The organism is Shinella sp. SUS2, assembly GCF_001262505.1.
Classification (GTDB): domain Bacteria; phylum Pseudomonadota; class Alphaproteobacteria; order Rhizobiales; family Rhizobiaceae; genus Shinella.
The window spans coordinates 216,821-241,963 of the sequence record NZ_KQ410723.1 but is presented as its reverse complement, the minus strand read 5'-3'; the positions used below and the strand labels follow the sequence as shown (position 1 = coordinate 241,963).

Genomic DNA, 25,143 nt, shown 5'->3' with positions numbered 1-25,143 from the left:
CGCAAGGCTTGTGTTTTGGCGCCTTGCGGCGGAAAATCGCGGCGGGAAAATCCGTTTTGCGCTCTCTTGCGAAATCACTATATTCCTGTCGGATAACAGGGTTTGCAGCGGAAAGATGGTTTTGAAGAAATCTCCGGGTCCTGACAGTCAGGCAGCGCTCGACGAGCGTTCGGGCGAAATCTTCCGCCGTATCGTCGAAAGCTATCTGGAAAGCGGCGAGCCTCTCGGCTCGCGCAACCTGTCGCGCATTCTGCCCATGTCGCTCTCGCCGGCCTCCGTGCGCAATGTGATGAGCGATCTTGAGGAACTCGGCCTTATCTATTCGCCCCATATCAGCGCCGGACGTCTTCCGACGCAGCTTGGCCTGCGCTTCTTCGTCGATGCCTTCATGCAGGTGGGCAACATTTCGTCGGAGGACCGCGCCTCGATCGAGCGTCATGTGCGCCCGCACGGCCAGAAGCACACCGCCGTCGAGACCATGATGAACGAGGCGAGCCAGGCGCTGTCGGGCATGTCGCGCGGGGCCGGCCTCGTCATCACGACGAAGAACGACGCCATCCTGAAACATGTCGAGTTCATCCGGCTGGAGCCGACCAAGGCGCTCGTCGTGCTGGTGGGCGATCACGACCTGGTGGAGAACCGTATCATCGAGCTTCCGGCGGGCGTCACGAGTTCGCAGCTCACCGAGGCCGCCAATTTTCTCAACGCCCACCTTGCCGGCAACACGCTGCTGGAGGCGCGCGCCCAGCTGGAGCGGTTGCGCGGAGAAATCAGCGGCGAGCTGGACAAGCTGTCGCAGGACCTCGTCGAGCGCGGGCTGATGGTCTGGTCCGGTGGTTTCGATGAGGGCAAGCCGACGCGGCTCATCGTGCGCGGCCGGGCGAATCTCCTGGAGGGGCTCGCCGGCGCCGAGGATATCGATCGCCTGCGCATGCTCTTCGACGACCTCGAGCGCAAGGACAGCCTGATCGAGCTCCTGAACCTGGCCGAGACGGGGCCGGGCGTGCGTATCTTCATCGGCTCGGAAAACAAGCTCTTCTCGTTGTCCGGTTCCTCGCTGATCGTCGCCCCCTATCGCGACGGTGACGACAAGATCGTCGGCGCCGTCGGCGTTATCGGGCCGACGCGGCTCAACTATTCCCGGATCGTGCCCATGGTGGACTACACCGCCCAGCTGATCTCGCGGCTTTCACGCTGACGGCCTGCAAACCGGGCATCAGCCCTTGATTTTTCGGGATCAAAGCTCGATATCGGGCCCAAACCCTTACAAGATGGAATTCGGAGTACGTCATGACCGACGAGAACAAGAACCATGGACCTGACGAAGCGGTAGAGAACATTCTTGCCGCCGACACGTTTGCGCCGGAAGAGGCGGGCGATCCGGCAGAGCCGGATCCGGTCGATGCGCTGCGCGCGGAAAATGCCGATCTCAGGGACAAGTACCTGCGTCTCGCCGCCGAGATGGACAACCTGCGTCGCCGCACCGAACGCGACGTGAAGGATGCCAAGTCCTACTCCGTCGCCGGCTTTGCCCGCGACATGCTGGCCGTGTCGGACAATCTGCGCCGCGCGCTGGACGCCATTCCGGCCGATGCCCAGACCACGGAAGATGCCGGTCTGAAGGCACTGGCCGAGGGCGTGGAGATGACCGAGCGTTCCATGCTCGCCGCCCTCGAACGCCACGGTGTGCGCAAGCTCGACCCGATTGGCGAGAAGTTCGACCCGAACTTCCATCAGGCCATGTTCGAAGTGCCGAACACTGATGTCGCCAACAACACGGTCGTGCAGGTCGTGCAGGACGGTTACGTCATCGGCGAACGCGTGCTGCGCCCGGCCATGGTCGGCGTTTCCAAGGGCGGCCCGAAGGCGCCCGCCGGTGATGCAAGCACCGCACAGGCCTGATCAGGACCGACAGGACAAAGAAAAACCGGCGGTCGCAAAACCGCCGGTTTTTTCGTGCCCATTCTAGAAAATGTCAGGCCGCGTTCGATGCCTGCTCCTCGCTGAGGCAGGCATAGATGGCGCTCTCGCTGTCGGAGGCGCGCAATTTGGCAACCATGGCCGGATCGCGCAGCACGCGGGCGATGCGCGAGAGGGCCTTGAGGTGATCCGCGCCGGCACCTTCCGGGGCCAGAAGCAGGAAGACGAGGTCGACCGGCTGGTCGTCCAATGCCTCGAAGTCGACGGGGGTTTCGAGCCTCGCGAAGAGGCCGGTGATCTGCGAAAGCTCCTTCAGCTTGCCGTGCGGGATGGCGATGCCATTGCCCACGCCGGTCGAACCGAGCCGCTCGCGCTGAAGGATGACGTCAAAAATCTCGCGTTCCGGAAGCCCGGTGATCTTTGCCGCTTTTGTCGCCAGTTCCTGAAGCAGCTGCTTCTTGGAGTTGGCCTTCATCGCCGGAATAATCGCACTCTGCTGCAGCAAACCTGCCAATGCCATGCTTTTGTCCTCGTGCGCTGGGTGAAGGTTTGAAGAGGCGTGGCGCCCGTCCCGGCGCCACGCTCCCGTCACTCAGCCTTTGATATTGGCTGGGTCGATCCAGCCAATATTGCCGTCGTTGCGTCGGTAGACGATATTGAGCTGCTCCGAGCCTGCACTGCGGAAAAGAAGAACCGGATCGTCCGTCAAGTCGAGCGCCATGACGGCGCTGGCGACGGACATGGTCCGCAGTTTCTTCGTGCTTTCCGCAACGATGGTCGGCGCGTAGTCCTCGGGAAGCTCGTCGTCTTCCTCGGGGACCGAATCCATCACCGTGTATGCCACTTCTGCAAAGGCATCGTGACCATTGCCGTTGTGGTGATCCTTGAGCTTGCGCTTGTACCGACGCAGGCGCTTCTCGATCCGTTCCGAGGCCGATTGGAAGGCCGCCAGGGGATCGTTCGCTTCGCCGTTTGCCTGCAAGGCCATGCCGGTATCGAGGTGTACCTTGCAATCGGCACTGTACCGCGACCCCGCTTTTTCCACGGTAACCTGGCTCGAATATCCTCCGTCGAAATATTTGGTTACGGCCTCTCCGACCTGCTCTTCAATGCGCTGACGGAAAGTTTCGCCGATTTCCATATGTTTACCGGATACACGCACACTCATGGAGGTTTCCTCTCTTTCGTGATTTGCGTGCAACAGTCTATTCCAACCTTATCCACGTTCCAAGCGTTTCACGCATGCGCTGTTTTTTGCATCGCACACTCCAGAAAAGTGGGGATATATCTGGAATTCCGGTCTGCCTTCCCTTCGGAAGTGGGGCGCGCATTAGCCCGTCCCGTTAACGAAGTCAATTCCCGAGTTCACGCAATCTTAACGTCTGTCATACGCAAAGGCCTGATATCCCGGCTTTGCTTCACGACGCGGCGGCTTTGGCCAGCGCCCGCTTTTCCCGCCGCCGCTGCACGGAGGAGGGGATGTTCATCGCCTCGCGGTATTTTGCCACGGTGCGGCGGGCAAGGTCGACGCCGCCCTGACGCAGGACATCGACGATATCGTCGTCCGAGAGCACCGCGTCGGGCTGCTCCTGGGCGATCATGGTGCGGATGCGGTGGCGCACGCTTTCGGCCGAATGGGAATCACCGCCTTCCGCCGAGCCGATCGAGACCGTGAAGAAATATTTCAGCTCGAAGAGCCCGCGCGGCGTCAGCATGTACTTGTTCGAGGTGACGCGGCTCACCGTCGATTCGTGCATCTTGATCGCCTCGGCGACCGTCTTCAGGTTCAGCGGGCGCAGGTGGTCGACCCCGTACATCAGGAAGGCATCCTGCTGGCGCACGATCTCGGTCGCCACCTTCATGATGGTGCGGGCGCGCTGGTCGAGGCTGCGCGTCAGCCAGTTGGCTGTCTGCAGGCATTCGTTGAGGAAGCCGGAATCCGCGCTGTCGCGGCGCGTACGGCTGGAGACGGAGGCGTAATAGTCGCGGTTGACGAGCACGCGCGGCAGTGTGTCGGCATTGAGCTCGACATGCCAGGTTCCGTCCGGTGCAGCGCGCACGACGATATCAGGCACCACGGCCTCCGAGGCGCTGTTCTCATAGCGCGTGCCGGGTTTGGGATCGAGCTTGCGGATTTCCGCCAGCATGTCGATGAGGTCCTCCTCGCCGACGCCGCAAAGTTTCTTCAGTGTTGCGAAATCGCGTCGGGCGAGCAGTTCGAGGTTATCGACGAGCGCGGCCATGGCCGGGTCGAGCCGGTCCTTCGCCTTCAGCTGGATGGCGAGGCATTCGCTGAGCGAGCGGGCAAAGACGCCGGGCGGATCGAGTTCCTGCAGGCGGTAGAGCACGCGGTCGATGTCAGCCACCGGCTTGCCGAGGCGCAACGCCGTCTCGGCCGTGCTGCCCTGGAGATAGCCGGCCTCGTCGAGCTGGTCGACGAGATGCTGGGCGACCAGTCGATCGACTGCATCGGGAAGGATGAAGGGAATCTGCTCGTTCAGCACATCGCGCAGCGTCTTGCGGGTCGCCACGAAGTCATCGAGGTCGTAACCTTCGCTGTCCTCGCCGCCGCCAGGCATGGATTTCCACTGGCCGATGAGCTCCGGCGCGTCGGCGGCGTGGGGGCCGGTATCGTCGGGAAAGACGTTTTCGAGGCCGCCGTCAAGCGTTTCGGGCGCGCTACCGGCGCTGCCGCTGGTCGCGTTGTCATAAAGATCCGGCTGGAAGCCTTCTTCGCTGCTGCTGCCTTCTGCATGGCCGCGATCTTCGCTCGGCAGGGCATAATCCTCGCTGCCGCGTTCGTTTTCCCGCGCGCCCTCCTCACCGGAGGCGATCTCCAGGAGCGGATTCTTTTCGACTTCCTGCGCGATAAACTGGTTGAGCTCGACATGAGTCATCTGCAGAAGCTGGATGGACTGCATGAGCTGGGGGGTCATCACCAGCGACTGGTTCTGGCGCAGGAAAAGGCTGGCTGCGAGTGCCATGCGGACGCTCTACTCCCCGGAAAAGCAGCCTCCGACCGACAGGATCCAGGAGGCGAAATCCAACTGGCCCAAAAATTGCTTTTTTGATGGGTTTGGTCAAGCGCCAGCCGCCAACTTGGTGAAAATCGCAGCAATCACGCATGGGGTTTGCGTCAGAGGCTGAAATTATCGCCAAGATAGAGGCGGCGCACATCCGGATTGGCGACGATATCGTTCGCCCGGCCATGGGTCAGCACTTCGCCGGCATGGATGATATAGGCGCGGTCGATGAGGCCCAGCGTCTCGCGCACATTGTGGTCGGTGATGAGGACGCCGATGCCGCGCGAGGTGAGATGGCGCACCAGCGCCTGGATGTCGGCGACGGAAATCGGATCGACACCGGCAAAGGGTTCGTCGAGCAACATGAAGGTCGGGTCGGTCGCAAGAGCCCGGGCAATTTCGAGACGTCGCCGCTCGCCGCCCGACAGCGCGATGGCCGGCGACTTGCGCAGGTGCGAGATCGAGAATTCGGCAAGCAGGCTGTCGAGCTTCTGCTCGCGCCTGGCCTTGTCCTTGTCGTGCACTTCCAGAACCGCCCGGATGTTCTCCTCCACCGTCAGCCCGCGAAAGATCGAGGCTTCCTGCGGCAAATAGCCGACGCCGAGACGCGCGCGCCGATACATCGGCATGGTCGTGACGTCGTTGCCGTTGATCTCGATCGAGCCCACATCGACAGGCACGAGACCGGTGATCATGTAGAAACAGGTCGTCTTGCCTGCACCGTTCGGGCCGAGCAGGCCGACGGCCTCGCCGCGGCGCACGACGAGCGACACGCCGTTGACGACACAGCGGTCGCGATAGCTCTTGGTCAGCCCGCGGGCAATGAGGGTCCCGTCGTAGCGCGAAAGATCGGCGCTGCGCTGGGGCTCCGGCGCAACCTTCCTTGGGCGGCGCGTCAGACGGGAGAGCAAAGAGGAGGACACGGTTCGGGCGCTATATCAGTTCGTGGTCTTGCGGGACTTGGGGTCGAGCTGGATCATGACACGGCCGCCGCAGGCGTCGAGCTTGGCCTCGCCCGTGCGCATGGTCACGGTCAGCTGGCAGCCGACGAAGACGTTCTTGCCCTCCGACAGAACGACCTTCTCGCCCTTGAGAAGCAGGGTCTCGTTGACGAGGTTGAACGTGCCGGTGTCGGCTGTCGCTTCCTGCGTGCCGGATTTCAGGTAGACCTTTTCCGAAACGTCGATCTTCTCGATGTCCGCATCGCCGCTGGCCACCGAACCGCCACCGCCGGCAGCGTAGTAGACGACCATCTTGCCCGCCTGCAGCGTGGTCGTACCCTGCACGACCTTCACATTGCCGGAAAACTCGGCCTTGTTCTCCTGGTCGCGGATCTCGAGCTTGTCGCTCTGGATCTGGATCGGCTTGTCGTTCGACAGCTGCATGCCCTTCATGCGGCTCGACGTCTGCTGGGCGCCCGCGGGAACCGAGATCAGCGCGAGGCTTGCGGCAAGAACGGAGATGCTGGCGGCCCGGAGCGGGGCGGAGAGAGTGGCGAACATGGCGCTCTTACTTTTCTCGGTTGCGGATGGCGGCGGGGTCGACGTCGACGACGACCTTGCCCTCGAAGACGACGATCCGGCCTTTATCCGTCATTCTCAGCGACTGCGCAACAATGGATGCTTCGCGCGAGCGGATGGAAACCGGCTCCTGCGTCGACATGTTGCCGCCGTCGATATCGAGATGGGCGGAGCGGAAGGCGGCTTCGAGGCCGGTGCTGAGGCTGATAGTGAAGGGGGCGATCATGTCGAGCAGGTTCTTGCCACGGTCGTAGACCCCGGTGGCGGCGACGACTTCGGCAATCGTGCTTTCGTTGACCGGCACCTTCGCCTTGATGTTTTCCAGCGTCAGCACGTCCGGCTGCTTCATGTCCTGAAGTGCGCGCTCGGCTTTCATGGAGTAGCTGACGCCATCCTTGTTGCGGCCGGAAATCGCCGGATTGCGCATCACGATCTTGCCGTCCTCGATGGTGGCGCTTTCCACCTGCAGGTTGGACGGAACATAGGTGCGCACGATGGAGACGATGACGAAGATGACGCCGATGACGATGGCGGCGACCGGCAGGGCGACCTTCAGGAAGCGCACGCGGGCAGAATGCCGCGTCGCGAGGCGGTAAGCCTCGGCAGAAGCGCCTATGCCCTGTGCACCCGACGGTGCTTCTGTCACGGTGTCCAGCATTGTGCCTGCAAGATAGAGTGCCGATATGGCCTTCGCTGCGAAACGAGGGGTCCTGTCGATAACGGCCCCCATATGGCGATTATTCCTCAACAAACAATGTCTGCCCAGGAAAGTTCAGCGACGAATTGCCATTTGCGTCTGGAATGCCATATCGATAGGGCCTTCGGCAAGCCACCCCGCAACCGGGCGGCCACCAGAATTAGGGACAGGGAATGGATCACTCCGCCATCGCCGACCGCCGGCAGCTCCGCCGCAAGCTGACCTTCTGGCGCATCGCCGCCATTGGGATTGCGCTTCTCGCCGTTTTCGCCGCGGCTGCGTGGCGCTGGCCGGATAGCGGCGCACGCGACCATATCGCCCGTGTCAGCATCACCGGCATCATCCAGGACGATGCCGAACTCCTGGAACGCCTCGACCGTATCGCCCGCAACGACCGGGCGAAGGCGCTGGTCGTGACGATCTCCTCGCCCGGCGGCACCACCTATGGCGGCGAGGTGATCTTCAAGGCGCTGCGCAAGGTGGCGGAAAAGAAGCCCGTCGTCTCCGACGTGCGCACGCTCGCTGCTTCCGCCGGTTACATGATCGCGACGGCCGGCGACACGATCATCGCGGGCGAAAGCTCGATCACCGGCTCGATCGGCGTGCTCTTCCAGTATCCGCAGATGAAGGAACTGATGGACAAGATCGGGGTCTCGCTCGAGGAGATCAAATCCGCACCTCTGAAGGCCGAACCCTCGCCGTTCCATCCGGCCAGCGAGGAGGCCAAGACGATGATCCGCGCCATGGTGATGGACAGCTACGACTGGTTCGTCGACCTCGTCGTCGAGCGCCGCAATTTGCCGCGCGCCGAGGTGCTGCGCCTTGCCGACGGCAGCATATTCACGGGTCGCCAGGCGCTTGCCGCCAAGCTCGTCGACCAGCTCGGCGGTCCTGAAGAGATTCGCGCCTATCTCGAAGAGCGCAAGGTATCGGCCGATCTTCCCTTCGTGGATTATCGATCGACGAACCGCTCGGGCTTCTCCTTCATGGGCGCCAGTCTGCGCGACTTTGCTCGCTCCATTCTCGGCCTGCCGCTCGACTTTCAACCGACGATCGAAAAGCTGACCGGCGAAAAGTTGTTTCTTGACGGTCTGGTCTCGGTTTGGCAGGTTGATCGCGATTGAAAAACAAGAATTTTTGAGGGGGATACTGTGATCAAGTCGGAACTGGTTCAGATTGTCGCCGCGCGCAATCCCCACCTTTACCACCGCGACGTCGAGAACATCGTCAACGCGGTGCTCGATGAGATCACCGATGCGCTCGCCGGCGGAAACCGGGTGGAGCTGCGCGGCTTCGGCGCCTTCTCCGTCAAGAACCGCCCTTCTCGCTCGGGGCGCAACCCGCGCACGGGCGATGCGGTCTTCGTCGAGGAGAAGTGGGTTCCCTTCTTCAAGACCGGCAAGGAGCTGCGCGAGCGGCTGAACCCCGGCCAGGCCGACCAGGACGACTAAAGCGCGGGCGCCCGACCGGCGCCTTGCGCCAGAAAGGTGACGCCATGATCAAGAGAGTAGTCAACATCCTCGTGCTCATCCCGATCGGCATCGTGCTGATCGTGCTGTCGGTGGCGAACCGGCAATCGGTGACGCTGGCGCTCAATCCGTTCCGGCCGGAAGACAGCGTGCTCTCCGTCACCGCGCCGTTCTTCGTCTATCTCTTCCTCGCGGTGATCTTCGGCCTGGTGATCGGCTCGCTCGCCACCTGGTTCACCCAGGGCAAATACCGCAAGCGTGCCCGCATCGAGGCGAGCGAAGCCGTCAAGTGGCACGGTGAGGCGGAAAAGCACAAGACGCGCGCGGAGGCCATCGCCTCGCAGGCAATGCTGCCGGTTTCCGGGAAGTAGGCGCTTCCCGCGTCAGGCCGCGCCCCCGTTCAGCTTTGTGCCGAGATCGGCAAAGAATTGCGTCGCGAGCTTCTTTGACGTCGAATCGATGAGACGTGAGCCGAGCTGCGCGAGCTTGCCGCCGATCTGTGCCTTGACGTCATAGGCGAGAATCGTGCCGTCGCCGTCCTCGGTGAGCCGCACATCCGCGCCGCCCTTGGCAAAACCCGCAATGCCGCCCTTGCCTTCGCCGGAGATCGTGTAGCTCTCGGGCGGGTTAAGGTTCGACAGCGTCACTTCGCCGCTGAAGCTGGCAGAGACGGGGCCGATCTTGATCTTCACGGTGGCTTCCAGCTCGTTCGGTGATTTCATGGTGAGCGACTGACAGCCCGGGATACAGGCCTTCAGTACATCCGGATCGTTGAGTGCCGCCCAGACGGCCTCGCGCGGGGCAGCAATGCGTTCTTCGCCGGACATGTCCATGATCGATCCTCCTTCATTGAAGCAAAACTATCGCAATCGGAAAGCGCTTTGCCAAGTGGGGGAGGGATGGTATGGGGACCGCTTGTTTTCCGGCATTGCCGGCGAGAAATTCAACCGACGACGGACGATCGATCGTGAAGGACAGACACCGCCGGCCGAAGAGCGGCCCCGCCGCGCCCGCCAGGGCGCGCGTCGAGAAGGTCCCGGCCGCAAAGGCCTCCGCCCCGCCGAAGAGGGAGCCGCGCCCGGCTCCCGAGGCGCCGGCACGCCCGTTGATGCGCCGCGAAGGCGAAAAGCCGGCCGAACGCGTGCCGGTCATCCTGGAAACCGCAGGGTCCGACCAGTATCGCCTGATCGACAGCGGCGCCGGAGAAAAGCTCGAACAATACGGCCCTTACCGCATCGTGCGGCCGGAAGCGCAGGCGCTCTGGCAACGCAGCCTCCCGGGCATCTGGGACAAGGCGGACGCGCTTTTCACCGGCGATACGGATGAGGACGGCATGGGGCGCTGGAAATTCCCCAAGGCTGCGCTCGGCGAGACCTGGCCGATGCACTTGCTCGGCGTCGATTTCCACGGCCGCTTCACCGCCTTCCGCCATGTCGGCGTCTTCCCGGAACAGCTCGCCCACTGGAGCTGGATGAAGGAGAAGGTCGAAACGGCCGGCCGGCCTGTCAAGGTGCTCAACCTCTTCGGCTATACCGGCGTCGCCTCGCTGGTCGCCGCCAGCGCCGGTGCGGAAGTCACCCATGTCGATGCCTCCAAGAAGGCGATCGGCTGGGCGCGCGAGAATCAGACGCTCGGCCGCATGGAAAAGCTGCCGATCCGCTGGATCTGCGAGGATGCGATGAAGTTCATCCAGCGCGAGGAGCGCCGCGGCAGCAAATACGACATCATCCTGACCGATCCGCCGAAATTCGGCCGCGGCCCGAACGGCGAGGTCTGGCACCTCTTCGACCATCTGCCGCTGATGCTGGACGTCTGCCGGGAAATCCTGTCGCCCAAGGCGATCGGCCTCGTGCTGACGGCCTATTCGATCCGCGCGAGCTTCTACTCCATCCACGAACTGATGCGCGAGACCATGCGCGGTGCCGGCGGCACGGTGGAATCGGGCGAACTCGTCATCCGCGAGAGCGGCCCTGACGGCAGGGATGCCGGACGTGCGCTCTCCACCTCCCTCTTCAGCCGATGGGTCAGCGCATGAGCCACGATCATTCTCCCACGCGCCGTGTCGGCCAGGTGAAGGAGGTGACGAGCCTTTCGAACCCGATCGTCAAGGACATCAAGGCGCTCGCCAACAAGAAGGACCGCGACGAAACGAAGAGCTTCATGGCGGAAGGCCTGAAGCTGGTCATCGACGCGCTGGAGCTCGGCTTCGAGATCCGGACGCTGGTCTATGCCAAGAACGTGAAGGAAAAGCCCCAGGTCGTGCAGTGCGCGACGAAGACGGTGGCGCGCGGCGGACTGGTGCTGGAAGTCAGCGAGAAGGTGTTGGCCTCGATCACCAGACGAGACAATCCGCAGATGGTCGTCGGCATCTTCACCCAGCGCTGGACGCCGCTCCGGGACCTGAAGCCGCAGACCGGCGAGACCTATGTCGCGCTCGACCGGGTGCGCGATCCCGGCAATCTTGGAACGATCATCCGCACGGCAGATGCGGCGGGCGCGAGCGGCGTCATCCTCGTCGGCGAGGCGACCGATCCGTTCTCGATGGAGACCGTGCGCGCTACGATGGGCTCGGTCTTCGCCGTGCCGCTGGTCAAGACGAACGTTGCCGATTTCCTCGCCTGGAAGAAGGCGGCGGGTGTCGAGGTCGTCGCGACGCACCTTGCCGGCGCCGTCGATTACCGCACCATCGATTACAGGAAGAAACCCGTCGTTCTCCTGATGGGCAACGAGCAATCCGGCCTGCCGGACGAGCTGGCCCGGGCAGCGGATGCGCTTGCCCGCATCCCGCAGGCTGGCCGCGCCGATTCGCTCAATCTTGCCATCGCCACCGGCATCATGCTCTTCGAAGCCCGCCGTCACCTGCTGACGCTGGAAGCCCGCGCATGAGCGAACGCATTCCGCTGATGTCCCGGCCGATACCTGTCGTCGTCGTCATCCTCCTGGCGCTCGCCGTCGACCAGGTGGTGAAATTCGCCGTCGAGATGTGGCTTCCCTTCCAGGAAGCGGTGCATGTGATGCCGATGCTGGCGCTCTACCGCACCTACAACTACGGCGTCGCCTTCTCGATGCTCTCGGGCATGGAGACCTGGTTCATCATCGCGCTGCGGCTCTTCGTTGTCGGCTTCGTCGTGTGGCTCTGGCGCCAGACGCCGAAGGCGCGGGGCGTCGCCCATGCCGGTTATGCCTTCATCATCGCAGGCGCCTTCGGCAACATCATCGACAAGGTCATCTTCGGCTACGTCATCGACTACGTGCTTTTCTATACGGAAACCTGGTCCTTCGCGGTATTCAATCTCGCCGACACGTTCATCACTATCGGCGCCGCACTGGTCATCCTCGATGAACTCCTCCTGCTGCGCCGGCGCGATCGTTAAAATTCGAACGACTTGCTGAAGCCGATTTGAACGGTCCGCGTGTTATGCGGACGGTCATGAGCGAACCTGTGAAGCTACAAGACCGGCTCAAGGCCGAATTTGTCGAAGCGCCGCGCCCTTCAGGCCGTACACGCACACAGACGGATGCGGCGGCCGATCCGCAAGCCGTTGCGGCGACGGTGCCCGCCCCCAAGTCCGAGCCGGAAAGCCATGCGATGGTCCGCAGCATGGTCGCCGGCGTCGGCCTGCTGTTCGGTGCGTTCGTGCTGGCCACCGGCATTGCCGCCGGGTTCTACATCGCCGCTGTCGTGCTCGGCCTGGCCGGTATTGCCGGTGGAGTCTTTCTCTTGCGCGCGCATCGACCGGCATCCGGCATCGAGACGACACATGACCGCTCCTGGGAGCGTAGCGAGACCTCTGAAATCCTCTCCGCCATCCATGACGTGCTCGGCGACATCGTCGTCATGCGCGCGCTCGATGGCCGCATTCTCAGCGCCAATGCCGTTCTCAGCGACCTGACGGGTGCAAGCGAGGTCGTCGGGCGAACCTGCGAGGGGCTCGGCCTCACCTTCCGCTCACAGGCCATCGCTCATCGCTACGACGTCGATGTCGAGGGCCCGGCGGGCAAACGCATCTATTCCTGGCACGATGTCACGGTGCGCGATCCCGTATCCGGCGATCTCGTCGTGCATTCCATCGCCCGTGATGTCACCGAAGAGCGCCGTGCCGAGGGGGAGCGCGAGCGCGCCCGCCAGCGCGCCGAGGAGGCGAGCGCGGCAAAGTCCCGTCTGCTCGCCACCGTCAGCCATGAGATCCGCACGCCGTTGTCGGGCATCCTCGGCATGTCGCATCTCATCGGCCAGACACGGCTGACGGCCGAGCAGAAGAACTACCTTGCCGGCATGCGCCAGTCCGGCCACGCGCTCGTCCAGCTCGTCGATGATCTTCTCGACTTTTCCACCATCGAGGCTGGCCGCTTCCAGCTGCGCCCCTCGGAAGAGCCGGTCCGGCCGATGCTGGAAAGCGTCGTGGAAATGCTCTCCCATCGTGCCCATGAAAAGGGCATCGAGATCGGCTCCTACGTCTCGCCCGACGTGCCGGGCCTTCTCCTCTATGATGCGCCGCGCCTGCGCCAGGTGCTCTACAACGTCGTCGGCAATGCGGTGAAATTCACCCACACGGGTGGCGTCCTTCTGGAAACCACGCTCGATCGCGGCGCCGTTATCATCCGCGTCACCGACAGCGGGCCCGGCATGAATGCCGAAGAACAGGCGCGCATCTTCCATGAGTTCGAGCAGACCGGAAGCACCGCCCAGCGCAGTGGCGGCACCGGCCTTGGCCTTGCCATTTCCGCCCGCATCCTCAGTGAGGCCGGTGGTGCGCTGACGCTTGAAAGCACGCCCGGCAAGGGCAGTACCTTCACCATCCGCATGCCGGTCGATCGCCCGCACAAGGTCGCGGGCGCGGGCGGTGCGCGCAAGGGCGTTCTGAAGGGCAGCGTGGTCTTCCTTCTGGCGCCCGCCGGCCCGGCCTCCAGGGCGCTGGTGCGTACCATCGCTGCGCTCGGCGGCACTTGCCATCTGGCGACAGGTCTCGACGAGGCGCTCGACCTTGCCCAAGGCCTTGCCGGCAAGCGGGTCGAGCTGACCGACATCATCGTCGACAACCGCCTTGCCGGCGTGTTTCGCCGGGAGCTTGCCGACATTGCGATGTTCCGCGACAGCCGTGCGCGCCGGATCTATCTCGTCAATCCGGAGGAGCGCAGCGGCCGCGCGATCGGCAATGGCGAAGGCTACGATTCCTGGCTCATCCGACCTCTGCGCGAACGCTCGCTGGTCGAGGTGCTGCGCGGCCGCATGAAGGGCATCGAGGTGCGCGATGCGATCAACGACAATCGCCCGATCCTGAAGGATCTGCCGCCCGCCGCCGCCGAGCCGGTAGAGGCAGTCCCGACGGGTGCGCGCATCCTTCTCGCCGAAGACGATCCGGTCAATGCCATGCTGGTGCGCTCGGTGCTGGAGCGGGCCGGCCATATCGTACGCCATGTGCCGGACTATCCGGCCCTTGTCTCCGCGCTTGCGGGGGCGACGGATGCAGGACCCTTTGCCGCCGATCTCATCCTCACCGATCTCGGCATGCCCGGCGGCGAGGGCAAGGAGATGATCACCCGCATCGTGCGGTGCGATTACGGCAATGCCCGCCTGCCGGTTGTCGTGCTGACGGCGGACAGCCGGACGGGGCTGCACGAGGAGCTTCTGGCGACAGGCGCCGATGCCGTGCTGGCCAAGCCCGCCGATCCCGTTCAGTTGATTGCGGAAATCGCCCGCCTCGCCCGGCGCGCATCCGCCTGATCTTCGCCGGCTTACGGCTTTTCGCTATCCAAGCAGGCCTTGCGTCATTATCTTGTTGCAGAATCGTGGTTAAAACCGCGAAGTTTCGTTTGACGGGTACACTGCCATGACGCTCGACCTCGCCCAGACCATCGCACCGGCAGAGATTCTCCAGAAGACGGCCCCGGCCGCGGGCCGCTCGGGTACGGATGTGCTCGGCCGCATCGGCAATCTCGAAACACGCATCGCCCGTTCGGTCACGGAAATCGACGCAGCCCAGGCCGTGCGCTACCGCGTTTTCGCCGAGGAGATGCAGGCGAAGCTTTCGCCGGACGCCGTTCGCCGCAAGCGCGATATCGACGCCTGGGACATGGTCTGCGACCATCTCCTCGTGCTCGACACCTCGATCGAGGGCGATGCGGAAGAGCAGATCGTCGGCACCTACCGCCTGCTGCGCCAGGACGTCGCCGCGGTCTCCGGCGGTTTCTATTCCCAGTCGGAATTCGACGTCGACGCGCTGATCGCGCGTCATCCGGAAAAGCGCTTCATGGAGCTCGGCCGGTCCTGCGTGCTGCCGGCCTACCGCACCAAGCGCACGGTGGAACTGCTCTGGCAGGGCAACTGGGCCTATTCGCTGAAGCACGGCATCGATGTGATGTTCGGCTGCGCCTCCTTCCACGGCATCGTGCCGGAGGAGCACGCGCTGGCGCTATCCTTCCTGCACCACAACGTGCTGGCGAAGGACGAATGGACCGTTTCGGCCCGGCCGGAACTCTTCCGCACCATGGACCTGATGCCGTCGGAAGGTATCGACACGCGCAAGGCGCTGTCGGCATTGCCGCCGCTCATCAAGGGCTATCTGCGCCTTGGCGCGACTGTCGGCAGCGGTGCCGTCGTCGATCACGGCTTCAACACGACGGATGTTCTGATCGTGCTGCCGATCGGCAAGATCTCGGGTCGCTACCTCAACTACTACGGCGCGGATGCCGGGCGTTTCGCCAGCTAAACAGTTTCATTGAAGGTCAGCATAGTCTGATTTGTCGCCCGTTCCCGACCTCCGGGACGGGCGGCTTTTTTTGCGTTCGCGGCAGGGGCGAAGGCAAGGCGTTCCCGCAGCGGCGTGCGGGAACGCTCCGGCGTGTCAGACACCGGAATTATAGGCCGCCAGCGCCGCCATGTTGACGATGTCGCTGTCCTTTGCGCCCATCGAGACGATCTGCACCGACTTGTCGAGACCGACGAGCAGCGGGCCGATCACCGTCGAGCCGCCGAGTTCCTGCAGCATCTTCGTCGAGATCGATGCCGAGTGGAACGCCGGCATGACGAGCACGTTGCCCGGGGCGGAGAGGCGGCAGAACGGATACTGCTCCATGATGCGCGGGTTGAGCGCCACATCGGCCGCCATCTCGCCGTCATACTCGAAATCGACGCGGCGGCGGTCGAGGATCTTCACCGCTTCACGCACCCGTTCCGAGCGCTCGCCAGAGGGGTGGCCGAAGGTGGAGTAGGCAAGCATGGCGACGCGCGGCTCGTAACCGAGGCGGCGGGCGAGACCGGCCGCTTCCTCCGCGATGTCGGCCAGCTCCTCCGAGGAGGGCATGTCGTGCACCGCGGTGTCGGCGACCAGCACGGCACGGCCGCGGCAGAGCGCGAGAGACGCGCCGATGACCCGGTGGCCGGGCTTGGCGTCGATGCAGCGGCGCACGTCTTCCAGCGCGGTGGAATAGTTGCGGGTGAGGCCCGTCACCATGCCGTCCGCATCGCCGAGCGCCACCATGCAGGCCGCGAAATGGTTGCGGTCGTTGTGGATCAGGCGCTGGGCGTCGCGATAGAGGAAGCCCTTGCGCTGCAGGCGGGCATAGAGATAGTCGATATAGACGTTGTTGCGCTTGGAGATGCGGGCATTGACCAGCTCGATGCCCGGCCGGTCGAGATCGATGCCGGCACGTTCCGCCGTCTCGCGGATGTGTTCCTCGCGGCCGAGCAGGATGGCGGTGCCGAGCTGCTGGTTGGCATAGGACACGGCGGCGCGCATCATCTGCTCTTCCTCACCCTCCGCAAAGACGACACGCTTCGGCTGGCGGCGCACGCGGGCATAGATCTGCTGGAGCGTCGAGGCGATCGGGTCGCGGCGTGCCCTGAGGTCACGAGCGTAGGCGTCGAGGTCGGGGATGTTCTTGCGCGCGACGCCGGTTTCCATCGCGGCCTTGGCGACGGCGACGGGGATCGCCGAGATGAGGCGCGGGTCGAAGGGCACGGGAATGATGTACTGCGCGCCGAAACGCGGGCGCACGCCCTGATAGGCGGCGGCGACGTCATCTGGCACGTCTTCCTTGGCGAGATGGGCAAGCGCCTCGGCCGCAGCGATCTTCATCGCGTCGTTGATCGTGGAGGCGCGCACGTCGAGCGCGCCGCGGAAGATATAGGGGAAGCCGAGGACGTTGTTGACCTGGTTCGGGTAGTCCGAGCGGCCGGTCGCCACGATCGCGTCGTCACGGATGCGGGCGACCTCTTCCGGGGTGATTTCCGGGTCGGGATTGGCCATGGCAAAGATGACCGGCCGCGGCGCCATGGAGCGGATCATCTCCTCCGAAAGCGCGCCCTTGGCCGAAAGGCCGAAGACAACGTCGGCGCCTTCCATGGCTTCGGTGAGCGTACGGCGGTCGGTCTTGACCGCGTGGGCGGACTTCCACTGGTTCATGCCGTCTTCGCGGCCCTGGTAGATGACGCCCTTGGTGTCGCAGAGAATGACGTTTTCGGGCGAAAAGCCCATTGCCTTGATGAGTTCGATACAGGCGATGGCGGCTGCGCCCGCGCCGTTGCAGACCAGCTTCGTCGTCTTGAAGTCGCGGCCGGTCAGCGCCAGCGCGTTGATAAGGCCGGCGGCGGCGATGATGGCGGTGCCGTGCTGGTCGTCGTGGAAGACCGGGATGTCCATCAGTTCGCGCAGGCGCTGCTCGATGATGAAGCAGTCGGGTGCCTTGATGTCCTCGAGGTTGATACCGCCGAAGGAGGGGCCGAGGTAGCGCACGCAGTTGATGAACTCGTCGACATTTTCGGTATCGACCTCGAGGTCGATCGAATCGACATCGGCAAAGCGCTTGAAGAGCACCGACTTGCCTTCCATGACCGGCTTGGAGGCGAGAGCGCCGAGATTGCCGAGGCCGAGGATGGCGGTGCCGTTGGAGATGACAGCGACCATGTTGCCGCGTGTCGTATAGTCGTAGGCGGTCGCCGGATCCGCAGCGATGGCCTTCACCGGTACCGCGACGCCCGGCGAATAGGCCAGCGAAAGGTCGCGCTGTGTCGCCATCGGCTTGGTCGGCGTGATCTCAAGCTTTCCGGGGCGCCCGGACGAGTGGAAATCCAGTGCCTCCGTGTCGGTGACTGTTGCCCTCTGGCGGTCGGATTTGTCGGTTCCCGGCATGCTTCCCCCTTCACACTCCTGTGGGCGATAGGCCCATAACTCCTCGCAGGTGTTGTTTTCTATAGCGCCCCGTGGCTAGGGTGACACCTCTTTTTTAGGAAGAACTGACTCTCCGTGAACGATCAGATCGTGCGTCCGAACGATATCCTGTCGACGGCAGACCTTGCCACTGACGAAAGCCGCGCATCGGCAACGCCGATGATGGAGCAGTATATCGAAATCAAGGCGGCCAACCCGGACAGCATGCTGTTCTACCGCATGGGTGATTTCTACGAGCTGTTCTTCCAGGACGCCGTGGACGCCGCCCGCGCGCTCGGTATCACACTGACGAAGCGTGGCCAGCATATGGGGCTCGATATCCCCATGTGCGGCGTGCCCGTCCACGCCGCCGACGACTATCTGCAGAGACTGATTTCGCTCGGCTTCCGTGTCGCCGTCTGCGAGCAGGTCGAAGACCCGGCGGAGGCGAAGAAGCGCGGTTCGAAATCCGTCGTGCGGCGCGATGTCGTGCGCCTCGTCACGCCGGGCACGCTGACCGAGGAGAAGCTGCTCTCGCCTTCCGACGCCAATTACCTGATGGCCGTCGCCCGCATTCGCGGTGGGGCTGAGCCCTCGATGGCTCTTGCCTGGATCGATATTTCGACCGGCATTTTCCGGCTTTCGGAAACCAGCCAGAGCCAGCTTCTTGCCGATATCCTGCGCATCGAGCCGCGCGAACTGATCGTGCCGGACACCGTGTTCTACGATCCGGAATTCCGCCCGGCACTCGACGTGCTCGGCCGCGTGGCCGTGCCGCAGCCGGCCGTGCTCTTCGACAGCGCGACGGCGGAAGGCCGCATCGCCCGCTATTTCGGCGTCTCTACGCTCGACGGTTTCGGGACCTTCTCCCGCGCGGAACTCGCCGCGGCGTCGGCGGCCGTCGCCTATGTGGAAAAGACGCAGATCGCCGAGCGCCCGCCGCTCGGCCGGCCGGAGCGGGAAAGCTCCGCCTCCACGCTCTTCATCGATCCGGCGACGCGCGCCAATCTCGAACTGGTGCGCACCCTGTCCGGCGAGCGTTCCGGCACGCTCCTGAAAGCGATCGACCGCACGGCGACAAGTGGCGGTGCGCGCCTTCTCGCCGAGCGGTTGATGTCGCCGCTGACCGATCCGGACACGATCAACGCGCGGCTCGATTCGATTGGGGTACTTGGCGACAGACCCTCCTTCTCGGAGGATCTGCGCGCGGTGCTGAAGCGGCTGCCCGACATGCCGCGCGCCCTGTCGCGCATTGCGCTCGGCCGGGGCGGGCCGCGCGATCTCGGCGCGATCCTGCAGGGCCTTTCGATCTCCGGCGACGTCGCCCGGTTGATGGGGGGCGAGCAGCTGGGCGGCGAGCTCGCCGAGGCAGCGCACGCTGTGGGTGCCCTGCCGCTCGACCTCTCACACAGGCTGGCGGTGATGCTCGCGGACGAGCTGCCGCTCCTCAAGCGCGACGGCGGGTTCATTCGCGAGGGGGCGGATGGCGAACTCGACGAGATGCGGGCACTGCGCGACCAGTCGCGCCGCGTCATTGCCGGGCTGCAGCTGCAATATGCCGAGGAAACGGGCGTCAAGTCGCTGAAGATCAAGCACAACAACGTGCTCGGCTACTTCATCGAGGTCTCCGCCGGCAATGCCTCGGCGCTGACGGACGGCGACGAGGCGAAGGCACGCTTCATCCACCGCCAGACCATGGCGGGCGCCATGCGTTTCACCACGACGGTGCTGTCCGAACTGGAAACGAAGATCGCCAACGCCGCCGACCGGGCGCTTGCCATCGAGCTTGCTGCGTTCAACGACCTCGTCGATGCGGTGGTGGCGGAAGCCGAGGCCATCAAGGCAGCCGCGCGGGCGCTCGCCGTCGTCGATGTCTCTGCCGCGCTTGCGGCACTCGCCGAGGAGCAGACCTATTGCCGGCCCATCGTGGATCGCTCCACGATGTTCGCCATTGTCGGCGGGCGGCATCCGGTGGTCGAGCAGGCGCTGCGCCGCCAGCAGGCCGCCGCCTTCGTCGCCAATTCCTGTGATCTCTCGCCCTCTGATGGCAAGGGCCACGGCGCGATCTGGCTGCTCACCGGCCCGAACATGGGCGGTAAGTCGACCTTCCTGCGCCAGAACGCGCTTATCGCCATCCTTGCCCAGATGGGGGCCTATGTGCCGGCCGAAAGCGCCCATATCGGCGTCGTCGACCGGCTCTTCTCGCGCGTCGGCGCGTCGGACGACCTTGCCCGCGGCCGCTCTACCTTCATGGTGGAAATGGTTGAGACGGCGGCAATCCTCAACCAGGCGACCGACCGCTCGCTTGTCATCCTTGATGAGATCGGCCGCGGCACGGCGACCTTCGACGGTCTTTCGATCGCCTGGGCCGCCGTCGAGCACCTGCATGAAGCCAATCGCTGCCGTGGTCTCTTCGCCACGCATTTCCACGAGCTGACTGTGCTGTCGGAAAAGCTCGGCCGTCTTTCCAACGCCACAATGCGCGTCAAGGAATGGGACGGCGACGTGATCTTCCTGCACGAGGTCGGCCCGGGTGCGGCGGACCGCTCCTACGGCATCCAGGTGGCACGCCTTGCAGGCCTGCCGCCATCGGTGGTCTCACGCGCCAAGGATGTGCTGGCCAAGCTGGAGGACGCGGACCGCAAGAATCCGGCAAGCCAGCTCATCGACGATCTGCCGCTGTTCCAGGTCGCGGTGCGCCGCGAGGAGATCCAGCGCAGCTCCGGCCCGTCGAAGGTGGAGACGCTGGTGAAGGACCTCAACCCGGACGACATGACGCCGCGCGAGGCGCTCGATGCCCTCTATGCGCTGAAGAAAGAACTTGGCAATCGCTAGCGCCTGAGGTCATTGTCCTCGCCTGCGGAAAGGGTCTATAGCGCATGCGAACCGAACGGGCGATCGACGAGAAGCGGGACGCAGGCCGGCATCCGATGGAAAAGAAGCTCCTGGCGCCGGCCGATTCCGGACTGATCGATGTGCCCGCGCTGCGCGCCAGATGCGAATTCATCGCCAGCACCAATGCCGACTACCGCGACCGCATGCGCCGCGAGTTGCTCGCCGAGTTCAAGAAGGTGAACACTGCCGGCCGCGAACGGGCGCGCGAACTGCTCTTTGCCGATGGCAGCGGCCTGCAATGCGCAGCGCGCATTTCCTGGCTGCAGGACCAGCTGATCGCCGTCCTGCACGATTTTGCGCTGAACCACGTCTTCAGCGCCGGCCAAGCATCGCCCGCCGCGCGTATCACGGTGACGGCCGTCGGCGGCTACGGCCGTGGCACACTGGCGCCGGGCTCGGATATCGACCTGCTCTTTTTGCTGCCCGCAAAACCGGCCGCCTGGAGCGAGCCCGCCATCGAGTTCATGCTCTACATCCTTTGGGATCTCGGTTTCAAGGTCGGTCATGCGACGCGCAACCTGGAGGAATGCATCCAGCTTTCCAAGGGTGACATGACGATCCGAACAGCGATCCTCGAGGCGCGCTACATCTGCGGCTCGGTGGCCCTGTTCGAAGATCTCGCCGTTCGTTTCGACCGCGAGATCGTGCGGGGCACCGGCCCGGAATTCATCGCCGCCAAGCTTGCAGAGCGCGACGAGCGCCATCGCAAGGCCGGCGATACGCGCTACCTCGTCGAACCGAACGTCAAGGAAGGCAAGGGCGGGCTGCGCGACCTGCACACGCTGTTCTGGATCGCGAAGTATTTCTATCATATCCGCGACCCCGCCGAGCTGGTGAAGCTCGGTGTCCTCTCGCGCCAGGAATACAAGCTCTTCCAGAAGGCCGACGACTTTCTCTGGGCGGTTCGCTGCCACATGCATTTCCTGACGGGAAAGGCGGAGGAGCGGCTTTCCTTCGATATCCAGCGCGAAATTGCCGAATGCCTCGGCTACCAGCCGCATCCCGGCCTTTCGGCGGTCGAGCGCTTCATGAAACACTATTTCCTGGTTGCGAAGGACGTCGGCGACCTGACGCGCATCTTCTGTGCCACGCTGGAGGACCAGCAGGCGAAGGAAGCGCCCGGCATCACCGCCGTCATCAGCCGTTTCACCCGCCGCACGCGCAAGATCGCCGGCACGCTGGATTTCCTTGAGGATCGCGGGCGCATCACCATTGCCGACCCTGACGTTTTCAAGCGCGACCCCGTCAACCTGATCCGGCTCTTCCACATCGCCGACATCAACGGGCTGGAGTTCCACCCCGATGCGCTGAAGCAGGTCACGCGCTCGCTGAAGCTCGTCAATGCGGCGCTGCGGGAGAACGAGGAGGCTAACCGCCTCTTCCTGTCTATCCTCACCTCGCCGCGCGATCCTGCGCTCATCCTGCGCCGCATGAACGAGGCGGGCGTGCTCGGCCGGTTCATTCCGGATTTCGGCAAGATCGTCGCGATGATGCAGTTCAACATGTATCATCACTACACGGTCGACGAGCACCTGATCCGTGCCGTCGGCGTACTGGCGGATATCGACCAGGGGCGCGAGAAGGATGCCCATCCGCTGAGCTACCAGCTGATGCCCAGCATCGAGGACCGCATCTCGCTCTATGTCGCCGTGCTGCTGCACGACATCGCCAAGGGCCGGCCGGAGGACCATTCCGAGGCGGGCGCCAAGGTCGCGCGCAAGCTCTGCCCGCGCTTCGGGCTCTCGCCGAAGCAGACGGAACTCGTCGTCTGGCTGATCGAGGAGCACCTGACCATGTCGATGGTCGCGCAGACCCGCGACCTCAACGACCGCAAGACCATCGTCGACTTCGCCGAGAAGGTGCAATCGCTGGAACGGCTGAAGATGCTGCTCGTGCTGACGGTCTGCGACATCCGCGCCGTCGGCCCGGGCGTGTGGAACGGCTGGAAGGGCCAGCTGCTGCGCACGCTCTATTACGAGACCGAACTCCTGATCTCCGGCGGCTTTTCCGAGTTGTCGCGCAAGGAACGCGCCCATGCCGCGCGCGAAATCCTCTCCGGCGCGCTTCCGGCCGACTGGAGCCAGAAGGACCGCAAGACCTATACGCGCCTGCACTACGATCCCTACCTGCTGACGGTCTCGCTTGAAGATCAGGTGCGCCATGCCGCCTTCATCCGCGAGGCGGACAAGGCGGAGCAGCCACTGGCGACGACGGTGCGCACCCACTCCTTCCACGCCATCACGGAAATTACCGTGCTCTCGCCCGACCATCCGCGCCTCCTGACGGTGATCGCCGGAGCCTGCGCGGCGGCGGGGGCCAACATCGTCGATGCGCAGATCTTCACCACCTCCGATGGCCGGGCGCTCGACACGATCCTCGTCAACCGCGAGTTCCCGAACGATGCCGACGAGATGCGCCGGGCCGGCACGATCGGCCGGATGATCGAGGATGTGCTCTCCGGCCGCAAGCGCCTGCCCGAGGTGATCGCCACCCGCACGAAGAGCCGCAAGCGCAACCGGACTTTCACCGTCTCTCCGGCGGTGACAATCTCCAACACGCTGTCGAACAAGTTCACGGTTATCGAGATCGAGTGCCTTGACCGTCCCGGCCTCCTGTCCGAGGTGACGGCGGTGCTGTCGGACCTCTCGCTCGACATCGCCTCGGCCCATATCACCACCTTCGGCGAGAAGGTCATCGACACCTTCTACGTCACCGACCTCGTCGGCCAGAAGGTCACCAACGACAACCGGCAGGCCAACATCGCCGCGCGGCTGAAGGCCGTCATGGCGGACGAGGCGGACGAGCTGCGCGACCGCATGCCGCCCGGCATGATCGCACCCGTTGCCGCGACGCCGAAGAGGATCAGGACGGAACAATGAGTCTGGTGAAGAAATTCGCGACCGTGGGCGGCGCGACGCTGGGCAGCCGCGTGCTCGGCTTTGCGCGCGAAACCCTGATGGCGGCCGCGCTCGGCACCGGGCCGATGGCCGACGCCTTCTATGCCGCCTTCCGCTTCCCGAACCTCTTCCGGCGCCTCTTCGCCGAAGGCGCCTTCAACGCCGCCTTCGTGCCGCTCTTCGCCAAGGAGATCGAGGCCGGCGGCATCGACGGCGCGAAGCGCTTTTCCGAAGAAGTCTTCGGCGTCCTCTTTACCGTTCTCCTGATGCTGACCATTGCGATGGAGCTGCTGATGCCGCTCATCGTTGCCTGGATCATCGCGCCGGGCTTCGTGGGGGACGCGGAAAAGTTTGACGTGACGGTGAAGCTCGCCGTCGTCATGTTCCCCTATCTCATGTGCATGTCGCTGACGGCGATGCTGTCGGGCATGCTGAATTCGCTGCATCACTATTTCGCCGCCGCCGTTGCGCCGGTCTTCCTCAACGTGGTGCTGATTGGCGCGCTTGGCTATGGGCTCTGGCAGGGCGCCTCGCCGCTGGAAACGGCCTGGTATCTCTCCTGGGGCGTGCTGGCCGCCGGTCTCCTGCAGATGGCCGTGCTCTATGCGGGCGTGCGCCATGCCGGCATGAAGATCGGCTTTCGCCGGCCGCGCATGACGCCGAACGTCAAGCGCCTGCTCTGGCTTGCCTTCCCGGCGGCCGTGACGGGCGGCATCACCCAGATCAACCAGCTGATCGGCCAGATGATCGCCTCCACCAAGGACGGTGCCATCGCCGCCTTGCAATATGCCGACCGCGTCTACCAGCTTCCGCTCGGCGTCGTCGGCATCGCCGTCGGCGTCGTGCTGCTGCCGGAACTGGCCCGCGCGCTGAAGGGCGGGCAGGAGCGGGAGGCGGGCAACCTGCAGAACCGTTCGCTGGAATTCGTGCTCTTCCTGACGCTGCCGGCCGCCGGCGCCATCTGGGTCATCTCCGACGAGATCGTGCGCGTGCTCTACGAGCGCGGTGCCTTCAGCCCGGAAACCACCTCCATCGTGGCGGGAACGCTCGCCATCTACGGGCTCGGCCTGCCGGGTTTCGTGATGATCAAGGCGCTCAATCCCGGCTTCTTCGCCCGCGAGGATACCAAGACGCCGATGCGCATCACGCTGCTGTCGGTGGTCGTCAACTGCATCCTGGCTGTGTCGCTCTTTCCGCTGTTCTACGAGCGCGGCATCGCTACCGCCGAGGCGGTCTCCGGCTGGCTGACGGCGGTGCTTCTCTTCGTCACGCTGGTGCGGCGCGGCCACTGGCCGCTGGAAAAGGCGCTGCTCTGGCGCGTCGCGCGCCTGCTTGCCGCGACCATCGTCATGGCCGTGGTGCTCGACTACGCTTCTCTCTATTTCGCTGATCGCCTTTCATCCGCCGCACCGCTCTACGAGCAGCTGATGGCGCTCGGACTGCTGATCGCCCTTGCCATGGTGGTCTATTTCTCCGTTGCCTTCCTCATCGGCGGCGCGGATCTCGGCATGATCCGGCGCAATCTCAAGCGCAAGGCCAAGGCGACGCAGAGCGAGGAAAGCGCGGAATAGAC

The 25,143-nt window shown here is 64.2% G+C and carries 21 protein-coding genes; 13 read left to right on the top strand and 8 right to left on the bottom strand.

Features of this window, described 5'->3' with window-relative positions:
• The first annotated feature begins 121 nt into the window (after nt 1–121).
• Nucleotides 122–1,198: a heat-inducible transcriptional repressor HrcA gene (hrcA, locus tag AKG11_RS01120; protein WP_245290111.1), complete on the top strand. Its 1,077-nt coding sequence runs from the start codon at nt 122–124 to the stop codon at nt 1,196–1,198.
• Between the two features lie 92 nt (nt 1,199–1,290).
• Nucleotides 1,291–1,902, top strand: a complete 612-nt coding sequence (gene grpE / locus AKG11_RS01115) for a nucleotide exchange factor GrpE (protein WP_023516845.1) — start codon at nt 1,291–1,293, stop codon at nt 1,900–1,902.
• Between the two features lie 73 nt (nt 1,903–1,975).
• Here the strand turns inward: grpE and ptsN are convergent, their stop codons facing one another.
• The 6 genes from ptsN to lptC form a co-directional block, all read right to left on the bottom strand.
• The gene (gene ptsN / locus AKG11_RS01110) at nt 1,976–2,440 is read right to left on the bottom strand and encodes a PTS IIA-like nitrogen regulatory protein PtsN (protein WP_023516844.1); all 465 of its coding nucleotides are present in this window, start codon (nt 2,438–2,440) and stop codon (nt 1,976–1,978) included.
• Between the two features lie 72 nt (nt 2,441–2,512).
• On the bottom strand, nt 2,513–3,088 hold the full coding sequence (gene hpf / locus AKG11_RS01105; protein WP_024270231.1) for a ribosome hibernation-promoting factor, HPF/YfiA family: 576 nt from the start codon (nt 3,086–3,088) through the stop codon (nt 2,513–2,515).
• 250 nt (nt 3,089–3,338) lie between these two features.
• Entirely contained in the window at nt 3,339–4,856 is a 1,518-nt protein-coding gene (gene rpoN / locus AKG11_RS01100; protein ID WP_371260033.1) for an RNA polymerase factor sigma-54, read from the bottom strand.
• A gap of 200 nt (nt 4,857–5,056) precedes the next feature.
• Complete coding sequence (gene lptB / locus AKG11_RS01095; protein WP_371260032.1) at nt 5,057–5,854, bottom strand: LPS export ABC transporter ATP-binding protein; 798 nt, start codon at nt 5,852–5,854, stop codon at nt 5,057–5,059.
• A 27-nt stretch (nt 5,855–5,881) separates the two neighbouring features.
• Nucleotides 5,882–6,445 carry an LptA/OstA family protein gene (locus AKG11_RS01090; RefSeq protein ID WP_023515898.1) on the bottom strand — a complete coding sequence of 188 codons (564 nt, stop codon included), beginning with the start codon at nt 6,443–6,445 and terminating at the stop codon, nt 5,882–5,884.
• Nucleotides 6,446–6,452: 7 nt separating this feature from the next.
• Nucleotides 6,453–7,121, bottom strand: a complete 669-nt coding sequence (gene lptC, locus AKG11_RS01085; RefSeq protein WP_037405977.1) for an LPS export ABC transporter periplasmic protein LptC — start codon at nt 7,119–7,121, stop codon at nt 6,453–6,455.
• Between the two features lie 212 nt (nt 7,122–7,333).
• Between lptC and sppA the strand changes: the two genes are divergently transcribed.
• The 3 genes from sppA to AKG11_RS01070 are packed head-to-tail and all read left to right on the top strand — an operon-like array spanning nt 7,334 to nt 9,000.
• On the top strand, nt 7,334–8,284 hold the full coding sequence (gene sppA / locus AKG11_RS01080; protein WP_023513228.1) for a signal peptide peptidase SppA: 951 nt from the start codon (nt 7,334–7,336) through the stop codon (nt 8,282–8,284).
• A gap of 9 nt (nt 8,285–8,293) precedes the next feature.
• A complete protein-coding gene (locus AKG11_RS01075; RefSeq protein ID WP_160858077.1) occupies nt 8,294–8,611 on the top strand; it encodes an integration host factor subunit beta in 318 nt (105 codons plus the stop codon).
• A gap of 44 nt (nt 8,612–8,655) precedes the next feature.
• On the top strand, nt 8,656–9,000 hold the full coding sequence (locus tag AKG11_RS01070; protein ID WP_023513226.1) for a LapA family protein: 345 nt from the start codon (nt 8,656–8,658) through the stop codon (nt 8,998–9,000).
• A 12-nt stretch (nt 9,001–9,012) separates the two neighbouring features.
• Here the strand turns inward: AKG11_RS01070 and AKG11_RS01065 are convergent, their stop codons facing one another.
• Nucleotides 9,013–9,462 (bottom strand): SRPBCC family protein, encoded by a 450-nt coding sequence (locus AKG11_RS01065; RefSeq protein ID WP_050742648.1) that lies wholly within the window; start codon nt 9,460–9,462, stop codon nt 9,013–9,015.
• 134 nt (nt 9,463–9,596) lie between these two features.
• Between AKG11_RS01065 and AKG11_RS01060 the strand changes: the two genes are divergently transcribed.
• The 5 genes from AKG11_RS01060 to AKG11_RS01040 all read left to right on the top strand — a co-directional run bounded on the left by AKG11_RS01060 (nt 9,597) and on the right by AKG11_RS01040 (nt 15,339).
• Nucleotides 9,597–10,664 carry a class I SAM-dependent rRNA methyltransferase gene (locus tag AKG11_RS01060; protein ID WP_050742647.1) on the top strand — a complete coding sequence of 356 codons (1,068 nt, stop codon included), beginning with the start codon at nt 9,597–9,599 and terminating at the stop codon, nt 10,662–10,664.
• Complete coding sequence (locus tag AKG11_RS01055) at nt 10,661–11,515, top strand: TrmH family RNA methyltransferase (protein WP_050742817.1); 855 nt, start codon at nt 10,661–10,663, stop codon at nt 11,513–11,515. Before AKG11_RS01060 ends, AKG11_RS01055 begins: the two co-directional genes overlap by 4 nt.
• Nucleotides 11,512–12,003 carry a signal peptidase II gene (lspA, locus tag AKG11_RS01050; protein ID WP_050742646.1) on the top strand — a complete coding sequence of 164 codons (492 nt, stop codon included), beginning with the start codon at nt 11,512–11,514 and terminating at the stop codon, nt 12,001–12,003. Before AKG11_RS01055 ends, lspA begins: the two co-directional genes overlap by 4 nt.
• 56 nt (nt 12,004–12,059) lie before the next feature.
• On the top strand, nt 12,060–14,354 hold the full coding sequence (locus AKG11_RS01045; protein ID WP_082342315.1) for a hybrid sensor histidine kinase/response regulator: 2,295 nt from the start codon (nt 12,060–12,062) through the stop codon (nt 14,352–14,354).
• A 106-nt stretch (nt 14,355–14,460) separates the two neighbouring features.
• Nucleotides 14,461–15,339, top strand: coding sequence for a l-ornithine N(alpha)-acyltransferase (locus AKG11_RS01040; protein WP_050742645.1), 879 nt, complete (start codon nt 14,461–14,463; stop codon nt 15,337–15,339).
• A 135-nt stretch (nt 15,340–15,474) separates the two neighbouring features.
• Here the strand turns inward: AKG11_RS01040 and AKG11_RS01035 are convergent, their stop codons facing one another.
• A complete protein-coding gene (locus AKG11_RS01035; RefSeq protein WP_050742644.1) occupies nt 15,475–17,760 on the bottom strand; it encodes an NADP-dependent malic enzyme in 2,286 nt (761 codons plus the stop codon).
• A 114-nt stretch (nt 17,761–17,874) separates the two neighbouring features.
• Between AKG11_RS01035 and mutS the strand changes: the two genes are divergently transcribed.
• The 3 genes from mutS (at nt 17,875) to murJ (ending at nt 25,141) form a co-directional block, all read left to right on the top strand.
• Nucleotides 17,875–20,613, top strand: a complete 2,739-nt coding sequence (gene mutS, locus AKG11_RS01030) for a DNA mismatch repair protein MutS (protein WP_050742643.1) — start codon at nt 17,875–17,877, stop codon at nt 20,611–20,613.
• A 95-nt stretch (nt 20,614–20,708) separates the two neighbouring features.
• Nucleotides 20,709–23,552 (top strand): [protein-PII] uridylyltransferase, encoded by a 2,844-nt coding sequence (locus AKG11_RS01025; protein WP_023513842.1) that lies wholly within the window; start codon nt 20,709–20,711, stop codon nt 23,550–23,552.
• Nucleotides 23,549–25,141 carry a murein biosynthesis integral membrane protein MurJ gene (gene murJ / locus AKG11_RS01020; RefSeq protein WP_023513841.1) on the top strand — a complete coding sequence of 531 codons (1,593 nt, stop codon included), beginning with the start codon at nt 23,549–23,551 and terminating at the stop codon, nt 25,139–25,141. Before AKG11_RS01025 ends, murJ begins: the two co-directional genes overlap by 4 nt.
• Nucleotides 25,142–25,143: the final 2 nt, after the last annotated feature.

Excerpts from the sequence above, each read along its gene's own strand:
- sppA (WP_023513228.1), top strand. The coding sequence starts at position 7,334 with ATGGATCACTCCGCCATCGCCGACCGCCGGCAGCTCCGCCGCAAGCTG.
- grpE (WP_023516845.1), top strand. The coding sequence starts at position 1,291 with ATGACCGACGAGAACAAGAACCATGGACCTGACGAAGCGGTAGAGAAC.
- hpf (WP_024270231.1), bottom strand. The coding sequence starts at position 3,088 with ATGAGTGTGCGTGTATCCGGTAAACATATGGAAATCGGCGAAACTTTC.
- murJ (WP_023513841.1), top strand. The coding sequence starts at position 23,549 with ATGAGTCTGGTGAAGAAATTCGCGACCGTGGGCGGCGCGACGCTGGGC.
- AKG11_RS01055 (WP_050742817.1), top strand. The coding sequence starts at position 10,661 with ATGAGCCACGATCATTCTCCCACGCGCCGTGTCGGCCAGGTGAAGGAG.
- AKG11_RS01065 (WP_050742648.1), bottom strand. The coding sequence starts at position 9,462 with ATGGACATGTCCGGCGAAGAACGCATTGCTGCCCCGCGCGAGGCCGTC.
- lspA (WP_050742646.1), top strand. The coding sequence starts at position 11,512 with ATGAGCGAACGCATTCCGCTGATGTCCCGGCCGATACCTGTCGTCGTC.
- rpoN (WP_371260033.1), bottom strand. The coding sequence starts at position 4,856 with ATGACCCCCCAGCTCATGCAGTCCATCCAGCTTCTGCAGATGACTCAT.
- ptsN (WP_023516844.1), bottom strand. The coding sequence starts at position 2,440 with ATGGCATTGGCAGGTTTGCTGCAGCAGAGTGCGATTATTCCGGCGATG.
- lptC (WP_037405977.1), bottom strand. The coding sequence starts at position 7,121 with ATGCTGGACACCGTGACAGAAGCACCGTCGGGTGCACAGGGCATAGGC.
- AKG11_RS01090 (WP_023515898.1), bottom strand. The coding sequence starts at position 6,445 with ATGTTCGCCACTCTCTCCGCCCCGCTCCGGGCCGCCAGCATCTCCGTT.
- AKG11_RS01025 (WP_023513842.1), top strand. The coding sequence starts at position 20,709 with ATGGAAAAGAAGCTCCTGGCGCCGGCCGATTCCGGACTGATCGATGTG.
- AKG11_RS01070 (WP_023513226.1), top strand. The coding sequence starts at position 8,656 with ATGATCAAGAGAGTAGTCAACATCCTCGTGCTCATCCCGATCGGCATC.
- AKG11_RS01035 (WP_050742644.1), bottom strand. The coding sequence starts at position 17,760 with ATGCCGGGAACCGACAAATCCGACCGCCAGAGGGCAACAGTCACCGAC.
- AKG11_RS01040 (WP_050742645.1), top strand. The coding sequence starts at position 14,461 with ATGACGCTCGACCTCGCCCAGACCATCGCACCGGCAGAGATTCTCCAG.
- AKG11_RS01045 (WP_082342315.1), top strand. The coding sequence starts at position 12,060 with ATGAGCGAACCTGTGAAGCTACAAGACCGGCTCAAGGCCGAATTTGTC.